The organism is Paraburkholderia phymatum (genome assembly GCF_040965635.1).
In the GTDB taxonomy this organism is placed as follows: domain Bacteria; phylum Pseudomonadota; class Gammaproteobacteria; order Burkholderiales; family Burkholderiaceae; genus Paraburkholderia; species Paraburkholderia phymatum_B.
The window spans coordinates 93239-112943 of record NZ_JBFRCH010000022.1; the positions used below are offsets into that span (position 1 = coordinate 93239).

Genomic DNA, 19705 nt, shown 5'->3' on the forward strand with positions numbered 1-19705 from the left:
GTCTTACTTCGACTTCGCGTTGATGATCGCTTCCGACACGTTACGTGGAGCTTCCGCGTAGTGCTTGAATTCCATCGTGTACGTTGCGCGGCCTTGCGTCAGCGAGCGCAGCGAGGTCGAGTAGCCAAACATCTCCGACAGCGGCACTTCGGCGCGGACGATCTTGCCACCGCCCACCATGTCTTCCATGCCTTGGACGATACCGCGACGGCCCGACAGGTCGCCCATCACGTTGCCCATGTAGTCTTCAGGCGTTTCGACTTCCACGGCCATCATCGGCTCGAGGATAACCGGGCTAGCCTTGCGCATTGCTTCCTTGAACGCCATCGAACCGGCCATGCGGAACGCGTTTTCGTTCGAGTCAACGTCGTGGTACGAACCGAACGTCAGGTGAACCTTCACGTCGACGACCGGGAAGCCGGCGAGCACGCCGCTCTTCAGCGTTTCCTGGATACCCTTGTCGACCGCCGGGATGTATTCACGCGGAATCACACCACCCTTGATCTCGTCCAGGAACTCGTAGCCCTTGCCCTGCTCGTTCGGCTCGAGCGTGATGACAGCGTGACCGTACTGGCCGCGGCCGCCCGACTGCTTGACGAACTTGCCGTCCACGTCCGTTGCCGTCGCGCGGATTGTTTCGCGGTACGCAACCTGCGGCTTGCCGACGGTCGCTTCGACGTTGAATTCACGCTTCATACGGTCGACCAGAATTTCGAGGTGCAGTTCGCCCATGCCCGAAATAATGGTCTGGCCCGATTCTTCGTCCGTTTGCACGCGGAACGACGGGTCTTCCTGAGCCAGACGGTTAAGCGCCAGGCCCATCTTTTCCTGGTCAGCCTTCGTCTTCGGCTCGACTGCCTGCGAAATCACCGGCTCCGGGAACACCATGCGCTCGAGAACGATCGGATGCGCCGGATCGCACAACGTGTCGCCCGTGGTCGCTTCCTTCAGACCGACAGCAGCAGCGATGTCGCCTGCGCGCACTTCCTTGATTTCTTCGCGCTGGTTTGCGTGCATCTGCAGAATACGGCCCAGGCGTTCCTTCTTGTCCTTGGTGGAGTTCAGCACGGTGTCGCCCGAATTCACGATACCCGAGTACACGCGGAAGAAGATCAGTTGGCCGACGAACGGGTCGGTCATGATCTTGAATGCCAGTGCCGAGAACTTCTCGTCGTCCGACGCCTTGCGCTCAGCAGCCTCACCGCTTTCGAGTTCGCCCTTGACGGGGGGAATGTCGACCGGCGACGGCAGGAAGTCGATCACTGCGTCGAGCATGCGCTGCACGCCCTTGTTCTTGAACGCGGTGCCGCACAGCATCGGCTGGATTTCGCATGCGATGGTCCGGTCGCGGATCGCCTTGACGATTTCCGCTTCGGTCAGCGTTTCGCCGCCGAGGTACTTTTCCATCAGCTCTTCGCTGGCTTCAGCAGCCGATTCGATCATCTTCTCGCGCCACTCGTTGCACGTGTCAACGAGTTCAGCCGGGATGTCGACGTAGTCGAACTTCGTGCCTTGCGACGCTTCGTCCCAAATGATCGCTTTCATCTTCAGCAGATCGACGACGCCCTTGAAGTTTTCTTCCGCGCCGATCGGCACCACCACGGGAACCGGGTTGGCTTTCAGACGGGTCTTCAGCTGGTCATAGACCTTGAAGAAATTCGCGCCGGTACGGTCCATCTTGTTGACGAACGCGAGACGGGGAACCTTGTACTTGTTAGCCTGGCGCCACACCGTTTCCGACTGCGGCTGCACGCCGCCCACTGCGCAGTACACCATGCATGCGCCATCGAGCACGCGCATCGAGCGCTCGACTTCGATCGTGAAGTCGACGTGACCCGGGGTGTCGATGATGTTGATGCGGTGTTCCGGGTAGTTGTTACCCATGCCCTTCCAGAACGCCGTGGTAGCAGCGGACGTGATGGTAATGCCACGTTCCTGTTCCTGCTCCATCCAGTCCATGGTGGCGGCGCCGTCGTGCACTTCACCGATCTTGTGGTTCACGCCGGTATAGAACAGGATGCGCTCGGTCGTCGTCGTCTTGCCGGCGTCGATGTGAGCGCTAATACCGATGTTGCGGTAGCGCTCGATAGGAGTCTTGCGAGCCACTTTGATCCTCTATTGGGATGACGCGATGGAACAGATTGTCCATCGCGCCCTAACACAAACGGGCGAGGCGCCTGTAAGCGCACCCGCCCGGAATTTCTTTCCGCTTTACTGCTAACCCAGGGACGGGACGCTTAGAAACGGAAATGCGAGAACGCCTTGTTGGCTTCTGCCATCCGGTGAACTTCGTCGCGCTTCTTCATTGCGCCACCACGACCTTCTGCTGCCTCGGTCAGTTCACCAGCCAGGCGAAGAGCCATCGACTTTTCGCTGCGCTTCTTCGCGGCTTCACGCAACCAACGCATCGCCAATGCCATACGACGCGACGGACGCACTTCGACCGGAACCTGATAGTTCGCACCACCAACGCGGCGGCTCTTCACTTCGACCACCGGCTTGACGTTGTTGAGCGCTACCGTGAACACTTCCAGCGGGTCCTTGCCACCCTTGGTCTGGATCTGTTCGAAAGCGCCGTACACGATGCGCTCGGCAACCGACTTCTTGCCGGAGAGCATCAGCACGTTCATGAATTTTGCTACATCAACGTTACCGAACTTCGGATCCGGCAACACTTCCCGCTTGGGGACTTCGCGACGACGCGGCATGTTTCTTCCTTTGACTTTTCAGTTGGAGCAGTGCCTCTACACCACCCCGCGGCCACCAACTAACCCGATTCATCCATTACGACTTACCAGCCTGGTCGGGTGACCACTTACTCGACAGCACCGGCTATCCGGCACCACCGCTATAACCGCCTTTGCAGGCGACCTGTTACTGCTGCATTTGACCGGCTGATTACTTGCCGGCCTTGGCGCGCTTCGCACCGTACTTCGAGCGAGCCTGCTTACGATCCTTGACGCCCTGGGTATCCAGCGAGCCACGAACCATGTGGTAACGCACACCCGGCAAGTCCTTCACACGGCCGCCGCGAATCAGCACGACCGAGTGTTCCTGCAGGTTGTGGCCTTCACCACCGATGTACGAAATGACTTCGAAGCCGTTCGTCAAACGAACCTTGGCGACCTTACGGAGTGCCGAGTTCGGCTTCTTCGGCGTCGTGGTGTACACACGGGTGCACACGCCGCGACGCTGGGGGCAGTCCTGCAGGGCCGGGCTCTTGCTCTTCGTCGTTTCCGACGTGCGGCCTTTGCGAACCAGTTGATTGATGGTTGGCATTGTTTATTCCTGAAATTGAACAAAATCGACGCATCCATTTCTGGGCAAAGCAAAAACGAACGCGCTTCTGACTTCCTGCCTTGGCGAGCTGATACGGCTTACGCCGCACGCAATCCTGCCAAGAACCGGAACCTAGCATCATATTCTGAAAATCCTAAACGAGTCAATAGGTTGCGTCGATTCGAACAGGTTTGCCGGTGATTCGAGGTCAGTCTGCAGCGACGACTTCGAGCAGTTCGTCGCCGAAACGGTCGAGCTTGCGCGCGCCCATGCCCGGAATGTGGCGCAAATCGTCGAGCGATTCGGGGCAATTGCGCGCGATTTCCGCGAGCGTGGCATCGTGGAAAATGACGTAGGCGGGCACGCCGTCGCTCTTCGCCGTTTCGGTGCGCCACGCGCGCAATCTGTCCCAGCGCGCTCGCTCGCGCGCGCTCATGCCGGCCGTCGGATCAGCGCGCTCGCTTGTCCGTCCGGACGATTGACGCGTACGCACCGGCTTCACATACCGGCGCATCGTGACCTTCTGCTCGCCTTTCAGGACGGGCTTGCTCGCCTCGGTCAACACGAGCGCGCCAAAGCCGTCGTGATCGACGGTGAGAAATCCGAATGCGACCAGTTGGCGAAAGACCGCACGCCATTCATGCTCAGACAGAGCCGCGCCGATTCCGAACGTAGTGAGCCGATCGTGACCGCGCTGCAGAATCTTCTCGTTGCGATTGCCGCGCAGAATGTCGATCAGATGCCCGGCGCCGAAATTGAACCCGCTTGCGCGCTGCGCCCGAAAAACGCACGACAGCGCCATCTGCGATTCACGCGTCGCGTCCCACGACGCCGGCGGCTCAAGACACGTATCGCAGTTGCCGCAAGGCGCGCCGCCCTCGCCAAAGTAGGCGAGCAGCCGCACACGGCGACACGACGCGGTTTCGCACAGTCCAAGCAGCGCATCGAGCTTGCCCGTCTGTACCCGCTTATGCGCGTCGTCGGCTTCCGATTCGTCGATCATCTTGCGCTGCTGCACGACGTCGCCGAGACCGTAAGCCATCCACGCGTTTGCCGGCAGACCGTCGCGCCCCGCGCGGCCCGTTTCCTGATAGTAGCCTTCGACGCTCTTCGGCAAATCCAGGTGCGCAACGAAGCGCACGTCCGGCTTGTCGATGCCCATGCCGAACGCGATCGTCGCGCACATCACGATGCCTTCTTCGCGCTGGAAGATCTCCTGATGCTGCTGACGCACTTCAAACTCCATACCCGCGTGATACGGCAGCGCGCGGATGCCCTGCCCTTTTAGCCACTCGGCGGTTTCCTCGACCTTGCGACGCGACAGGCAATACACGACGCCCGCATCGCTGGTGCCGTCAGGGCGCGTGTGTTCCGCGCGGATAAAGTCGAGCAGTTGCGCGCGCGCGTTGTCTTTTTCGACGATCCGGTAACGGATATTCGGCCGGTCGAAGCTCGACACGAAGACACGCGCATCGTCGAGCGCGAGCCGATGGATGATTTCATCGCGCGTGATGGCGTCGGCAGTCGCGGTGAGCGCAATGCGCGGCACGGAAGGAAACCGCTCGTGCAGCACCGAGAGCTGAATGTACTCGGGCCGGAAGTCGTGCCCCCATTGCGACACGCAATGCGCTTCGTCGATAGCGAACAGGCCGATGCGCGTACGCTCGAGCAGATCGAGAAAGCGCGGCGTCATCAGGCGTTCCGGCGCGACGTAGAGCAGATCGATTTCGCCATTGCGCAACGCACGCTCGGTCGCGGCGGCATCGGCGCCCGACAGCGTCGAGTTCAGATAGGCTGCGCGCACGCCGACTTCCGTGAGCGCCGCCACCTGATCCTGCATCAGCGCGATCAACGGCGACACGACGATGCCCGCTCCCAACCCCGCTTCGCGCCGCACCAGCGACGGAATCTGGTAGCACAGCGATTTGCCGCCGCCCGTCGGCATCAGCACGAGACAGTCGCCGCCTGCTGCGACATGCTCGACGATTTCGCTCTGCTGCCCTCGAAACGCGGGATAACCAAAGACTTCGTTGAGGATCTGGAGCGGACGGGACATGAAGAAAAGAGAGAGGAGCGGGAGACGGTGACACGAATTTTACCAACGCAATCGCGTTTCGCCTGGGCTTTGTCGACGCATTCGCTATCCGGCCAAGCTCGAACGGCATAGGAAAAATGCGCGATCGGCAGACGAAAAAAAACCGCCCGGTCGAAACCGGGCGGTTTTGCCAACTTCGGCGGACATGGCGGCTTGCGCCGCCGGCCAGCTTACTCGTTGGTGTGCGGCGTTTGCTCGGTGGCCGGGTTTTCCGGCGTACCGAACTCGAAGGCCTCTTCGGCAGCGATCTGGTCGAAACGCTCGCGATCCGCCAGTTCCTTGGTCTTGCGCGCCTTGTGGAACGCGAGACCGGTACCGGCCGGAATCAGACGGCCGACGATCACGTTTTCCTTCAGGCCACGCAGATCGTCGCGCTTGCCCATGATGGCCGCTTCCGTCAGCACGCGGGTCGTTTCCTGGAACGATGCCGCGGAGATGAACGAGTCGGTCGACAGCGACGCCTTCGTGATACCCAGCAGGATGTTTTCGTACGTTGCCGGACGCTTGTCTTCCGCGATCATGCGGTCGTTTTCGTCCAGCATGTCCGAACGCTCGACCTGCTCGCCCGGGATGAAGCGCGTATCGCCGTTATCGACGATCTGCACACGACGCAGCATCTGACGCACGATCACTTCAATGTGCTTGTCGTTGATCTTCACGCCCTGCAGACGGTACACGTCCTGCACTTCGTCCACGATGTAGCGCGACAGCGCTTCGATACCCTGCAGACGCAGGATGTCGTGCGGGTCCGCCGGCCCGTCGACGATCATTTCGCCCTTGTTGACGACCTGACCATCGTGCACCAGAACCTGCTTTTCCTTCGCGATCAGGAACTCGTGCTGGTTGCCTTCGAGGTCCGTGATAACGAGACGCTGCTTGCCCTTCGTGTCCTTACCGAACGACGTCGTACCCGTGACTTCCGCCAGGATACCTGCGTCCTTCGGCGAACGTGCTTCGAACAGTTCCGCCACACGCGGCAGACCACCCGTAATGTCACGCGTCTTCTGCGCTTCAGTCGGGATACGCGCAAGCACTTCACCGACCTGGACCTGCTGACCGTCCTTCACGGTGATCAGAGCGCCGACCTGGAAGCCGATCTGAACCGAGTGCTCCGAGTTCGGGATCTTCACTTCCTCGCCGTTCGCGTCGAGCAGCTTGACCTGCGGACGCACGCTCTTCGACGATTGCGAGCCGCGGCGCTTCGCGTCGATCACGACGAGCGTCGAAAGACCCGTCACGTCGTCGATCTGCTTCGCGACCGTTACGCCTTCCTCGACGTTTTCGAACTTCACCGTACCGCCCCACTCGGTGATGATCGGACGCGTCAGCGGGTCCCACGTGGCCAGCTGCGTGCCTGCCTTGATCTGCGCGCCATCGAGCTGCAGCAGCGTTGCACCGTACGGCACCTTGTGACGCTCGCGCTCACGGCCGTGATCGTCGGTGATCAGCGCTTCGCCCGAACGCGAGATGACGATCTGCTCGCCCTTTGCATTCGTGACGTAACGCATCGTCGCCGTGAAACGCACCGTACCGTTCGACTTCGCCTCAACCGACGACGCCACTGCCGCACGCGATGCCGCGCCACCGATGTGGAACGTACGCATCGTCAGCTGCGTGCCCGGCTCGCCGATCGACTGCGCAGCGATCACGCCGACTGCCTCGCCGACGTTCACGAGCGAGCCACGGCCCAGGTCGCGGCCATAGCACGACGCGCACAGACCGTAGCGCGTTTCGCAGGTGAGCGGCGTGCGCACGCGCACTTCGTCGATGCCCAGACGCTCGATATCTTCGACTGCCGTTTCGTCGAGCAGCGTGCCCGATTCGTACAGCGTCTCTTGCGTTTCCGGATTGACGACGTCAGCCACCGCAACGCGGCCGAGAATACGGTCGCGCAGCGCTTCGACGACTTCACCACCTTCGACCAGCGCCTTCATCGCCACGCCGTTCGACGTACCGCAATCGTCTTCGACCACGACGAGGTCTTGCGTGACATCCACCAGACGACGCGTCAGGTAACCCGAGTTTGCCGTCTTCAGCGCCGTATCAGCCAGACCCTTACGTGCGCCGTGGGTCGAGATGAAGTACTGCAACACGTTCAGGCCTTCGCGGAAGTTCGCCGTAATCGGCGTCTCGATGATCGAGCCGTCCGGCTTCGCCATCAGGCCGCGCATACCGGCCAGCTGACGAATCTGCACTGCCGAACCACGCGCGCCCGAGTCAGCCATCATGTAGATGGAGTTGAACGACTCCTGACGCGTTTCGTTGCCGTCGCGGTCCACGACGGGTTCCGTCGACAGCTGCTCCATCATCGCCTTGCCGACCGCTTCCGACGTTGCCGACCAGATGTCGACCACGTTGTTGTAGCGTTCTTGCGCGGTGACGAGACCCGACATGTACTGACGGTCGTATTCCTTCACCTTCTTCGCGGCGTCGCCGACGATCTGTTCCTTCTGCGGCGGCACGAGCATGTCGTCGACGCAGATCGAAATGCCGGCGCGCGTTGCGAGGCGGAAACCCGACTGCATCAGCTGGTCGGCGAAGATCACCGTTTCGCGCAGACCGCAGCGGCGGAACGCCGTGTTGATCAGACGCGAGATTTCCTTCTTCTTCAGCGGCTTGTTCAGCACCGAGAACGGCAGGCCCGGCGGCAGGATTTCCGACAGGATCGCACGGCCGACGGTCGTCGCGTACAGCGAGATCTTCGGCACGAATGCCGGCGCGCCTTCCGACTTGTCTTCGTTGTGGACCATTTCGGTGATCCGCACGTTGACGCGCGAGGCCAGCTCGACTTCCTTGTTTTCATAGGCGCGCAGCACTTCCGACACGCCCGTGAACGACATGCCTTCGCCCTTGCCGTTGATCGCTTCGCGCGTCGCGTAGTACAGGCCGAGCACGATGTCCTGTGACGGCACGATCGACGGATCGCCGTTGGCCGGGAACAGCACGTTGTTCGATGCCAGCATCAGCGTGCGCGCTTCCATCTGCGCTTCGAGCGACAGCGGAACGTGAACAGCCATCTGGTCACCGTCGAAGTCGGCGTTGAACGCCGCGCAAACGAGCGGGTGCAGCTGGATTGCCTTGCCTTCGATCAGCACCGGCTCGAACGCCTGAATGCCGAGACGGTGCAGCGTCGGCGCACGGTTCAGCATCACCGGGTGCTCGCGGATCACCTCTTCGAGGATGTCCCACACCACCGGCGTCTGGTTCTCGACTTCCTTCTTCGCCGCCTTGATGGTCGTCGCGACGCCCATCACTTCCAGCTTGTTGAAGATGAACGGCTTGAAGAGCTCGAGCGCCATCAGCTTCGGCAGACCGCATTGGTGCAGCTTCAGCGTCGGGCCGACCACGATGACCGAACGGCCCGAGTAGTCGACGCGCTTGCCCAGCAGGTTCTGACGGAAGCGACCGCCCTTACCCTTGATCATGTCGGCGAGCGACTTCAGCGGACGCTTGTTCGCGCCCGTCATCGCCTTGCCGCGACGGCCATTGTCGAGCAGCGAATCGACGGCTTCCTGCAGCATCCGCTTTTCGTTGCGGACGATGATTTCAGGCGCCTTCAGTTCGAGCAGACGCTTCAACCGGTTGTTACGGTTGATCACGCGGCGATACAGGTCGTTCAGGTCGGACGTCGCGAAACGGCCGCCGTCCAGCGGAACCAGCGGACGCAGTTCCGGCGGCAGCACGGGCAGCACTTCGAGAATCATCCACTCGGGCTTGATGCCCGAACGCTGGAAGGCCTCGAGCACCTTCAGACGCTTCGCGTACTTCTTGATCTTCGCTTCCGAACCTGTGTTCTTCAGCTCCGAGCGCAGCGTTTCGACCTGCTCGTCGATGTTGATCGCGCGCAGCAGTTCGCGCACGCCTTCCGCGCCCATTTCAGCACGGAACTCGTCGCCGTACTCTTCGACCTTGTTGTAGTAATCCTCTTCCGTCATGATCTGACGCGCCTTCAGCGGCGTCATGCCCGGATCGATCACCACATATGCTTCGAAGTACAGCACGCGCTCGATGTCGCGCAGCGTCATGTCGAGCACCATGCCCAGACGCGACGGCAGCGACTTCAGGAACCAGATGTGCGCGACAGGCGAGGCCAGTTCGATGTGGCCCATGCGTTCGCGACGCACCTTCGCGAGCGTCACTTCGACGCCGCACTTCTCGCAGATCACGCCACGGTGCTTCAGGCGCTTGTACTTGCCGCAAAGGCATTCGTAGTCCTTGATCGGACCGAAAATCTTCGCGCAGAACAGACCATCCCGCTCCGGCTTGAACGTGCGGTAGTTGATGGTTTCCGGCTTCTTCACTTCACCGAACGACCACGAACGGATCTTGTCGGGCGAGGCCAGACCGATCTTGATCGCGTCAAACACTTCTTCCTGTTGGACTTGCTTGAATAGATCGAGCAGAGCTTTCATTGCTTTCTCTCCGTAGTCCGATTAGTTGCGGTCGAGGTCGATGTCGATACCGAGCGAGCGGATTTCCTTCACCAACACGTTGAAGGATTCCGGCATGCCCGCGTCGATCACGTGATCGCCCTTGACCAGGTTCTCGTAAACCTTGGTCCGGCCCGTCACGTCGTCCGACTTGACCGTCAACATTTCCTGCAGCACATACGATGCGCCATAGGCCTCGAGCGCCCACACTTCCATCTCACCGAAGCGCTGACCACCGAACTGCGCCTTACCGCCCAGCGGCTGCTGGGTCACCAGCGAGTACGGGCCCGTCGAACGCGCGTGCATCTTGTCGTCGACCAGGTGGTGCAGCTTCAGGTAGTGCATGTAGCCGACCGTCACCGTACGTTCGAAGGCTTCACCCGTGCGGCCGTCGTACAGACGCACCTGGTTCTTCGACTTCGTCATGCCGAGGTTCTGCGCGATGTCGTCCGGGAAGGCGAGGTCCAGCATGTTGGACATTTCGTCTTCCGTCGCACCGTCGAACACCGGCGTCGCGAACGGCACGCCTTCGCGCAGGTTCCTCGCCAGTTCGAGGATCTCGTCGTCGGAGAAGCTTTCCAGCTCTTCCGCGCGGCCCGACTCGTTGTAGATCTTGGTCAGGAACGTGCGCACTTCCTCGATCTTCGACTGACGCTGCAGCATTTCGCCGATACGCCAGCCCAGACCCTTCGCGGCCCAACCCAGATGCACTTCGAGAACCTGACCCACGTTCATCCGTGACGGAACGCCGAGCGGGTTCAGCACGACGTCTGCGGGACGGCCATCGGCCATGTACGGCATGTCTTCGATCGGCACGATCTTCGACACGACACCCTTGTTGCCGTGACGGCCCGCCATCTTGTCGCCAGGCTGCAGACGACGCTTCACGGCGAGGTAGACCTTGACCATCTTCAGCACGCCCGGCGGCAGTTCGTCGCCTTGCGTGAGCTTTTTACGCTTCTCTTCGAACGCCAGGTCGAACTGGTGACGCTTCTGTTCGATCGAGTCCTTGATCGCTTCGAGCTGAGCCGCTGCTTCTTCGTCCGCGAGGCGGATGTCGAACCAGTGGTAGTGATCGAGATCTTCCAGGTAGGCCTGTTCGATCTTCGTGCCCTTCGCGAGCTTCTTCGGACCGCCGTTCGCAACCTTGCCGACGAGCATACGTGCGAGACGCTGGAACGCGTCGCCTTCCACGATACGCAGCTGGTCGTTCAGGTCGAGACGATAGCGCTTCAGTTCATCGTCGATGATCTGTTGCGCGCGCTTGTCGCGCTGGATGCCTTCACGCGTGAACACCTGCACGTCAATCACGGTGCCGCTCATGCCCGACGGCACGCGCAGCGACGTGTCCTTCACGTCCGATGCCTTCTCGCCGAAGATCGCGCGCAGCAGCTTTTCTTCCGGCGTCAGCTGGGTTTCGCCCTTCGGCGTGACCTTGCCGACCAGCACGTCGCCTGCTTCGACTTCAGCGCCGATGTACACGATGCCCGACTCGTCGAGACGGCCAAGCTGCACTTCAGCGAGGTTCGAAATATCGCGCGTGATTTCTTCCGGTCCGAGCTTCGTGTCGCGAGCCACGACGTTCAGTTCTTCGATGTGGATCGACGTGTAGCGGTCGTCCGCAACGACCTTCTCCGAGATCAGGATCGAGTCTTCGAAGTTGTAGCCGTTCCACGGCATGAACGCGACCAGCATGTTCTGGCCGAGCGCCAGTTCGCCGAGGTCCGTCGAAGCGCCGTCAGCCAGCACGTCGCCGCGCGCAACCTTGTCGCCGACCTTCACGATCGGACGCTGGTTGATGTTCGTGTTCTGGTTCGAACGCGTGTACTTGATCAGGTTGTAGATGTCGACACCGACGTCGCCCGCAGCCGCTTCGTCGTCGTTCACACGAATCACGATACGGCCCGCGTCGACGTAATCGACCACACCGCCGCGCAGCGCCTGCACGGTCGTGCCCGAGTCGACAGCCACCGTGCGCTCGATGCCCGTACCGACGACCGGCTTCTCCGGACGCAGACACGGCACAGCCTGACGCTGCATGTTCGAGCCCATCAGTGCACGGTTCGCGTCGTCGTGCTCGAGGAACGGAATCAGCGATGCAGCCACCGACACGATCTGCGACGGCGCCACGTCCATGTACTGGATGCGGTCCGGCGTGACCATCAGCGTTTCGCCCGCTTCACGCGACGAGACGAGTTCGTCCGTCAGCGTGCCGTCTTCGGCCACTGCCGCGTTCGCCTGAGCGATCACGTAACGGCCTTCTTCGATTGCCGACAGATAGTCGATCTGATCCGTGACCTTGCCGTCCGTGACCTTGCGATACGGCGTTTCGAGGAAGCCGTATTCGTTCAGGTGCGCGTACAGAGCCAGCGAGTTGATCAGGCCGATGTTCGGACCTTCCGGCGTTTCGATCGGGCACACGCGGCCGTAGTGGGTCGGGTGCACGTCGCGGACTTCGAAGCCAGCGCGCTCGCGCGTCAGACCGCCCGGGCCAAGTGCCGACACGCGGCGCTTGTGGGTGATCTCCGACAGCGGGTTGGTCTGGTCCATGAACTGCGACAGCTGCGACGAACCGAAGAACTCGCGAATCGCCGACGAAATCGGCTTCGAGTTGATCAGGTCATGCGGCATCAGGTTTTCGCTTTCGGCCTGGCCGAGGCGTTCCTTCACTGCACGTTCGACACGCACGAGACCTGCGCGGAACTGGTTCTCCGCCAGTTCGCCGACGCAACGCACGCGACGGTTGCCGAGGTGGTCGATGTCGTCCACTTCGCCCTTGCCGTTACGCAGCTCGACGAGGATCTTGATGGTCGCGAGGATGTCGTCGTCCTGCAGCGTCATCGGACCCGTGATTTCGTCACGACCGACGCGGCGATTGAACTTCATACGACCCACCTTCGACAGGTCGTACGCTTCTTCGCTGTAGAACAGACGGTTGAACAGCGCCTCGACGGCTTCTTCCGTCGGCGGCTCGCCCGGACGCATCATGCGGTAGATCGCGATGCGCGCGGCCATCTTGTCGGCCGTTTCGTCGATACGCAGCGTCGACGAGATGTACGGACCCTGGTCCAGATCGTTCGTATAGAGCGTCTGGATGTCCTTGATCTTCGCTTCGCGCAGCTTGTCGAGCACGCCTTCCGTGATCTCGTCGTTCGCGTTCGCGATCACTTCGCCCGTGTCACCGTCGACGACGTTCTTTGCGAGCACGCGGCCGAGCAGATAGTCTTCGGGAACCGAAATGAACTTGGTCTTCGCGTTATCGAGATCGCGAATGTGCTTCGCATTGATACGCTTGTCCTTCTGGACGATGACGTTGCCGTCTCGATCCGTAATGTCGAAGCGCGCGACCTCGCCACGCAGACGCTCGGGCACGAACTCCATCTGCGCGCCTTCCGGCATCAGCGTGAAGTTGTCGAACACGAAGAAGTTCGCGAGGATCTGTTCCGGCGTCAGGCCGATTGCCTTCAGCAAGATCGTGACGGGCATCTTGCGGCGACGGTCGACGCGGAAGTACAGCACGTCCTTCGGATCGAATTCGAAGTCGAGCCACGAGCCGCGGTAAGGGATGATACGTGCCGAGAACAGCAGCTTGCCGGAGCTGTGCGTCTTGCCCTTGTCGTGTTCGAAGAACACACCAGGCGAACGGTGCAGCTGCGACACGATCACACGTTCCGTGCCGTTGATGACGAACGAGCCGGTCGGCGTCATGAGCGGAATTTCGCCCATGTACACTTCCTGCTCCTTCACTTCCTTGACGACGGGCTTGCTCGGCGATTCCTTGTCGAGCAGAACCAGACGCACCTTGGCACGCAGCGCCGAGCAGTAAGTCAGGCCGCGCTGCTGGCACTCCTTGATGTTGAATGCCGGCGACGACAGCATGTAGCTGACGAACTCTAGACGAGCGAAGCCGTTATGCGAAACAATGGGGAAAACCGAGGTGAACGCAGCCTGCAGACCTTCCGGTTTGCGCTGCGCCGTTGGCACTTCTGCTTGCAGAAACGTGCTGAATGATTCAAGCTGGGTAGCCAGCAGGAAAGGTACTTGGTGAACGATGGGGCGCTTCGCGAAACTCTTGCGAATGCGCTTCTTCTCGGTGAAGGAATATTGCATACGATCTCCGAATCACGGCGGGCATTGTTGTCGAGGCGGGATACCTTGATGTGACAACCCGAGTGTTCACCGACTGAGACCCGTTGGCCGTCCGATGGCTTGAACGAGCCTAGAAGCTTGGTGGTTGGCCGCTACCAACCGCTGGCTGACGGCAGCGGATGCCTATGTTGCCCGCTACCCGACCAAACTTGCCTTCTGCAGTCGCTTCAGAAGACAAAGAGAAGCGCCAGTCGAACCTGCCGAACGACGATTCTCTTTGGCTTCTGGGAGGACATTTTTGCCGATGCAAGCACGCAAAAAGGTCGTTCCCACAAAGCACAAAAAGGCCGGCGGTGGGAAAACCGCCAGCCTTCGCACAGCGCGCTGAAAATTACTTGATTTCAGCCTTCGCGCCTGCGTCTTCCAGCTTCTTCTTGGCTTCGTCAGCAGCAGCCTTGGGCACCGCTTCCTTAACGGGCTTCGGTGCGCCGTCGACCAGATCCTTCGCTTCCTTCAGGCCCAGGCCCGTCAGTTCGCGAACAGCCTTAATCACTGCAACCTTGTTGCCGCCTGTTTCGGTCAGCACAACCGTGAATTCGGTCTGCTCTTCAGCAGCAGCAGCGCCGCCGCCTGCACCTGCGGGGCCAGCAACTGCGACAGCAGCAGCCGACACGCCAAACTTCTCTTCGAACGCCTTGACCAGTTCGTTCAGTTCCAGAACCGACATCGCGCCTACGGCTTCAAGGATGTCTTCTTTTGCGATTGCCATTTGAAATACTCCTAAATTGAATTCGGATACAGCCAGCGATCAATTACGCCCGACTGAAGTGCGTCGATGCACTGCTTACGCAGCCTCGCCTTGTTTCTTTTCTGCCAGCGCGGCCATAGCGCGCGCAAAGCCAGAAACAGGCGCTTGCATGACGAACAACAGCTTGGAGAGCAGTTCTTCGCGGCTCGGGATGTTGGCCAGCGCTTGCACGCCTGCCTTGTCCATCACCTTGCCTTCGTACGAACCAGCCTTGATGATCAACTTGTCATTGCCCTTGCCGAAGTCGTTGACGACCTTAGCAGCAGCAATCGCATCTTCCGAGATGCCGTAGATCAGAGGACCGGTCATCTGCTCAGCCAACGGAGCAAACGGGGTACCTTCGACAGCGCGACGCGCCAGCGTGTTCTTCAACACGCGCAGATACACCTGTTGCTCGCGCGCTTTCGCGCGCAGCTTGGTCAGATCGCCAACCGTGATCCCACGATACTCGGCCAGAACGATGGTCTGAGCTTTCGCGACTTGCGCGGAAACCTCAGCCACGACGGCCTGCTTACCTTCTTTGTTCAGTGGCACGGTTAACCTCCAGATTCGACGCACTTGGCATGTGCTTCGTACGTCGCGTTCAACAACGGCGTCCGACCAGTCAGGAGTATTTCAACCATTTGAGGTCCGCATGGCTGCTGGAATCAAACGGCTTCATCACTTCAAAACTATTTTCGGGTTCGCCATCTGCGTTGGCTTGAATTAAGGAAACGCCCGACTACTGCACTTCCACCAACGGTCTTTGACAACCGGCCGCCAGATTCAGACTGCAATCTTGCGACCGCCCAAAGCCCTTAAATCCGTCCCGACCTTTCGAGCGGGACGTTTAAAACTTTACTGTGCTGCCAGCGTAGCCTGGTCGACGCGCACGCCGACACCCATGGTGCTCGACAGTGCGATCTTGCGCAGGTACACGCCCTTGCTCGTAGCCGGCTTCGCCTTTTGGAGCGCTTCGACCAGCGCGCTCAGGTTCGAGCGCAGGGCCGTCGGCTCGAACGATGCGCGGCCGATGGTTGCATGGATAATACCGGCCTTGTCGACGCGGAATTGAACCTGACCGGCCTTCGCGTTCTTCACTGCCGTCGCGACGTCCGGCGTAACCGTACCAACCTTCGGGTTCGGCATCAGGCCGCGCGGGCCGAGAATCTGACCCAGCGTACCGACGACACGCATCGTGTCCGGCGAAGCGATCACGACATCGAAGTTCAGGTTACCGGCCTTGACTTGCTCAGCCAGATCTTCCATGCCGACGATATCCGCGCCAGCTGCACGAGCCTGTTCAGCCTTTTCGCCTTGCGCGAACACAGCAACGCGAACCGACTTACCCGTACCTGCCGGCAGAACGACTGAACCGCGAACCACCTGATCCGACTTCTTCGCATCGATACCCAGTTGCACCGCGACGTCGATCGACTCGTCGAACTTCGCGCTTGCGCACTCCTTCACGAGCGACAGGGCTTCATCGATCGCGTACAGCTTCTGACGATCGATCTTGTTTGCAAATGCTTGCAGACGCTTCGAAAGCTTAGCCATTTACACGCCCTCCACGGTGATGCCCATCGAGCGGGCGCTACCAGCGATCGTACGGACCGCTGCGTCCAGATCAGCTGCCGTGAGGTCCGGCATCTTGGTCTTGGCGATTTCTTCAGCCTGAGCGCGCGTGATCTTGCCGACCTTGTCGGTGTGCGGCTTGCTCGAGCCCTTGTCGACCTTCGCTGCCTTCTTGATCAAAACCGTAGCCGGCGGCGTCTTCAGGACAAACGTGAAGCTCTTGTCTGCGAACGCGGTAATAACGACCGGGATCGGCAGACCCGGCTCCATCGCTTGAGTCTGCGCGTTGAACGCCTTGCAGAACTCCATGATGTTCAGGCCGCGTTGGCCCAGTGCCGGACCAACCGGCGGCGACGGATTGGCTTTACCTGCAGGAATCTGCAGCTTGATAAAGCCGACAATTTTCTTTGCCATGTTGATAAACCTCTTTAGAACGCGATTGCGTTCGGTGAGTAGTAGCGCGCCTTCGTCCTGTTTCTGACTACCGACGCTCCTCAACGGCCGTTACGCGGACCGTGAGCGCGAAACACGAATCGCGCCGTCAGGCGCGATCCGCAAAAATCCGATTTACAGCTTTTCCACCTGGCCGAATTCCAACTCGACCGGTGTCGCGCGACCGAAAATCGTCACAGATACACGGACGCGCGACTTTTCGTAATTCACTTCCTCGACGCTGCCGTTGAAATCCGTAAAAGGACCATCCTTCACGCGCACCATTTCGCCGACTTCGAACAGGGTCTTTGGACGCGGCTTTTCCACGCCTTCCTGCATCTGCGACATGATCTTCTCGACTTCCCGCGGGGAAATCGGACTCGGACGATTACGCGCACCGCCCACGAAACCCGTCACCTTTGCTGTGTTTTTCACGAGGTGCCAAGTTTCGTCCGTCATTTCCATTTCGACGAGCACATAGCCCGGAAAGAAACGACGCTCCGTCACCGATTTGTGACCACCTTTCACCTCGACGACTTCTTCAGTCGGAACGAGAATCTGGCCAAATTTGTCTTGCATGCCAGCACGCTCAATGCGCTCCTGAAGCGCACGTTGCACGCTCTTCTCCATACCGGAGTAGGCGTGCACAACGTACCAGCGTTTTCCACTCGGGGATGCCGGAATATCACTCATATCATTTCCAACCCAGAATCGCCGAGAAAATCGCCCACTCGATGGATTTGTCACAAATCCAGAGGAACACCGCCATGATCAGCACGAAGCCGAAAACCACCAAGGTCGTTTGGCTGGCTTCTTTGCGCGTCGGCCAGACGACCTTGCGAACTTCCTTGTACGAATCTTTGGAGAACGCGATAAAACCCTTGCCGGGCGCTGAGAGAAGACCGACTGCGACGCCTGCGATCAGCCCGACAGCCAGAGCCGCTCCGCGGACGTACCACTCTTGGCCATTCAGCCAGAAGAACCCCACGAACCCGGCCAAGACCAACAATACGCCGGCGACGAGCATCAGTTTGTCGCTGGAAGTATTTACAGTTTCGACGGAAGGATTCGCCATAACACCTTAACGAGCGTCGCACGCGACGCGAGAGTTGGCAGGGGCAGAGGGAATCGAACCCCCAACCTTCGGTTTTGGAGACCGACGCTCTGCCAGTTGAGCTATACCCCTAAACCATTGGGGTCGGCAACATTGCCAACCCCGAAACAACCGATCAACGAGAACTAGCTGGCTTACTCGATGATCTTGGCCACGACACCGGCGCCGACGGTACGGCCGCCTTCGCGGATTGCGAAGCGCAGACCTTCTTCCATCGCGATCGGCGCGATCAGCTTGACCGTGATCGACACGTTGTCGCCCGGCATCACCATTTCCTTGTCCTTCGGCAGCTCGATCGAGCCCGTCACGTCCGTCGTACGGAAGTAGAACTGCGGACGGTAGTTGTTGAAGAACGGCGTGTGACGGCCGCCTTCGTCCTTGCTCAGCACGTACACCTCAGCCGTGAAGTGCGTGTGCGGCGTGATCGAACCCGGCTTGGCCAGCACCTGGCCACGCTCCACGTCTTCACGCTTCGTGCCGCGCAGCAGGATACCGACGTTGTCGCCCGCCTGGCCCTGGTCGAGCAGCTTGCGGAACATTTCCACGCCCGTGCAGGTCGTCTTGACCGTCGGCTTGATACCGACGATCTCGATTTCCTCGCCGACCTTGATGACACCGCGCTCGACGCGGCCCGTCACCACCGTGCCACGACCCGAGATCGAGAACACGTCTTCCACCGGCATCAGGAACGCGCCATCCACCGCGCGCTCCGGCGTCGGGATGTACGTGTCCAGCGCGTCGGCCAGGTTCATGATCGCCACTTCGCCCAGCTCGCCCTTGTCGCCTTCCAGCGCCAGCTTCGCCGAACCCTTGATGATCGGCGTGTCGTCGCCCGGGAAGTCGTACTTCGACAGCAGCTCGCGCACTTCCATTTCGACCAGCTCGAGCAGCTCGGCGTCGTCGACCATGTCGCACTTGTTCAGGAACACGATGATGTACGGCACACCGACCTGACGCGCCAGCAGGATGTGCTCACGCGTTTGCGGCATCGGGCCGTCGGCGGCCGAGCACACCAGGATCGCGCCGTCCATCTGCGCGGCGCCCGTGATCATGTTCTTCACGTAGTCGGCGTGGCCCGGGCAGTCGACGTGTGCGTAGTGGCGGTTCGCCGTTTCGTACTCGACGTGCGCCGTGTTGATCGTGATGCCGCGCGCCTTTTCTTCCGGCGCCGCGTCGATCTGGTCGTAGGCCTTTGCCTCGCCGCCGAACTTTGCGGTCAGCACCGTCGTGATTGCTGCCGTCAGCGTGGTCTTGCCGTGGTCAACGTGACCGATCGTGCCGACGTTCACGTGCGGCTTGGTCCGCTCAAACTTACCTTTGGCCATTTTCGACTCCTAAGAGGATTTTTCCGTACGTTGCGCCAAGCGCAAACAATCACTTGATACCGGCTGGTGCCCATGGGCAGGATCGAACTGCCGACCTCTCCCTTACCAAGGGAGTGCTCTACCACTGAGCCACATGGGCGCTACATCTACTTTGCCTGCTGGAGCGGGTGAAGGGAATCGAACCCTCGTCGTAAGCTTGGAAGGCTTCTGCTCTACCATTGAGCTACACCCGCAAGGATCTGTCGATTCCCAACAAACGCTTTACAGCCTTGAAATCTGGTGGAGGAGGTTGGATTCGAACCAACGTAGGCGTAAGCCAACAGATTTACAGTCTGCCCCCTTTAGCCACTCGGGCACCCCTCCGCAGAGAACTGATGATTATGGGGGAGCGATAAGCTCTTGTCAAGCATTGCTTGATCGCTCGGAACCCATAGGCTCTCACTTATAGTAGAGCCGTAAACGACCGCGGCCCCGCCTGTTGGAGGGCGGGGCCGGGTGCTGTGTAAGGAGCCTGACGATTACCTACTTTCACACGGGCAATCCGCACTATCATCGGCGTGGAGTCGTTTCACGGTCCTG

The 19705-nt window shown here is 60.2% G+C and carries 13 protein-coding genes and 4 tRNA genes; all 17 read right to left on the reverse strand.

Annotated elements, in window-relative coordinates; all coding sequences use genetic code 11:
- Positions 1–3: 3 nt before the first annotated feature.
- The 17 genes from fusA to AB4Y32_RS28560 all read right to left on the reverse strand — a co-directional run bounded on the left by fusA (position 4) and on the right by AB4Y32_RS28560 (position 19489).
- The gene (gene fusA, locus AB4Y32_RS28480) at positions 4–2106 is read right to left on the reverse strand and encodes an elongation factor G (RefSeq protein WP_368724529.1); all 2103 of its coding nucleotides are present in this window, start codon (positions 2104–2106) and stop codon (positions 4–6) included.
- A 131-nt stretch (positions 2107–2237) separates the two neighbouring features.
- Positions 2238–2708 carry a 30S ribosomal protein S7 gene (rpsG, locus tag AB4Y32_RS28485; protein WP_027797954.1) on the reverse strand — a complete coding sequence of 157 codons (471 nt, stop codon included), beginning with the start codon at positions 2706–2708 and terminating at the stop codon, positions 2238–2240.
- A 190-nt stretch (positions 2709–2898) separates the two neighbouring features.
- The gene (gene rpsL / locus AB4Y32_RS28490) at positions 2899–3279 is read right to left on the reverse strand and encodes a 30S ribosomal protein S12 (RefSeq protein ID WP_006053290.1); all 381 of its coding nucleotides are present in this window, start codon (positions 3277–3279) and stop codon (positions 2899–2901) included.
- Positions 3280–3487: 208 nt separating this feature from the next.
- On the reverse strand, positions 3488–5335 hold the full coding sequence (gene recQ / locus AB4Y32_RS28495; RefSeq protein ID WP_368724530.1) for a DNA helicase RecQ: 1848 nt from the start codon (positions 5333–5335) through the stop codon (positions 3488–3490).
- A 209-nt stretch (positions 5336–5544) separates the two neighbouring features.
- A complete protein-coding gene (rpoC, locus tag AB4Y32_RS28500; protein WP_368724531.1) occupies positions 5545–9786 on the reverse strand; it encodes a DNA-directed RNA polymerase subunit beta' in 4242 nt (1413 codons plus the stop codon).
- 21 nt (positions 9787–9807) lie between these two features.
- Positions 9808–13914, reverse strand: coding sequence for a DNA-directed RNA polymerase subunit beta (rpoB, locus tag AB4Y32_RS28505; RefSeq protein ID WP_368724532.1), 4107 nt, complete (start codon positions 13912–13914; stop codon positions 9808–9810).
- A gap of 370 nt (positions 13915–14284) precedes the next feature.
- On the reverse strand, positions 14285–14662 hold the full coding sequence (rplL, locus tag AB4Y32_RS28510; protein ID WP_087739317.1) for a 50S ribosomal protein L7/L12: 378 nt from the start codon (positions 14660–14662) through the stop codon (positions 14285–14287).
- A 75-nt stretch (positions 14663–14737) separates the two neighbouring features.
- A complete protein-coding gene (rplJ, locus tag AB4Y32_RS28515) occupies positions 14738–15235 on the reverse strand; it encodes a 50S ribosomal protein L10 (RefSeq protein WP_087739318.1) in 498 nt (165 codons plus the stop codon).
- Positions 15236–15538: 303 nt separating this feature from the next.
- The gene (gene rplA / locus AB4Y32_RS28520) at positions 15539–16237 is read right to left on the reverse strand and encodes a 50S ribosomal protein L1 (protein ID WP_368724533.1); all 699 of its coding nucleotides are present in this window, start codon (positions 16235–16237) and stop codon (positions 15539–15541) included.
- On the reverse strand, positions 16238–16669 hold the full coding sequence (gene rplK / locus AB4Y32_RS28525) for a 50S ribosomal protein L11 (protein ID WP_368724534.1): 432 nt from the start codon (positions 16667–16669) through the stop codon (positions 16238–16240). It lies immediately after the preceding gene.
- A 153-nt stretch (positions 16670–16822) separates the two neighbouring features.
- Positions 16823–17380, reverse strand: a complete 558-nt coding sequence (gene nusG, locus AB4Y32_RS28530; protein WP_007578364.1) for a transcription termination/antitermination protein NusG — start codon at positions 17378–17380, stop codon at positions 16823–16825.
- Position 17381: 1 nt separating this feature from the next.
- Entirely contained in the window at positions 17382–17762 is a 381-nt protein-coding gene (gene secE / locus AB4Y32_RS28535; protein ID WP_368724535.1) for a preprotein translocase subunit SecE, read from the reverse strand.
- A 35-nt stretch (positions 17763–17797) separates the two neighbouring features.
- Positions 17798–17873 (reverse strand) — tRNA-Trp (locus AB4Y32_RS28540).
- A 62-nt stretch (positions 17874–17935) separates the two neighbouring features.
- Complete coding sequence (gene tuf, locus AB4Y32_RS28545) at positions 17936–19126, reverse strand: elongation factor Tu (RefSeq protein ID WP_012402197.1); 1191 nt, start codon at positions 19124–19126, stop codon at positions 17936–17938.
- A gap of 64 nt (positions 19127–19190) precedes the next feature.
- Positions 19191–19265 (reverse strand) — tRNA-Thr (locus AB4Y32_RS28550).
- Between the two features lie 20 nt (positions 19266–19285).
- A tRNA-Gly gene (locus tag AB4Y32_RS28555) sits at positions 19286–19359 on the reverse strand.
- Between the two features lie 44 nt (positions 19360–19403).
- Positions 19404–19489, reverse strand: a tRNA-Tyr gene (locus AB4Y32_RS28560).
- Positions 19490–19705 lie beyond the last annotated feature (216 nt).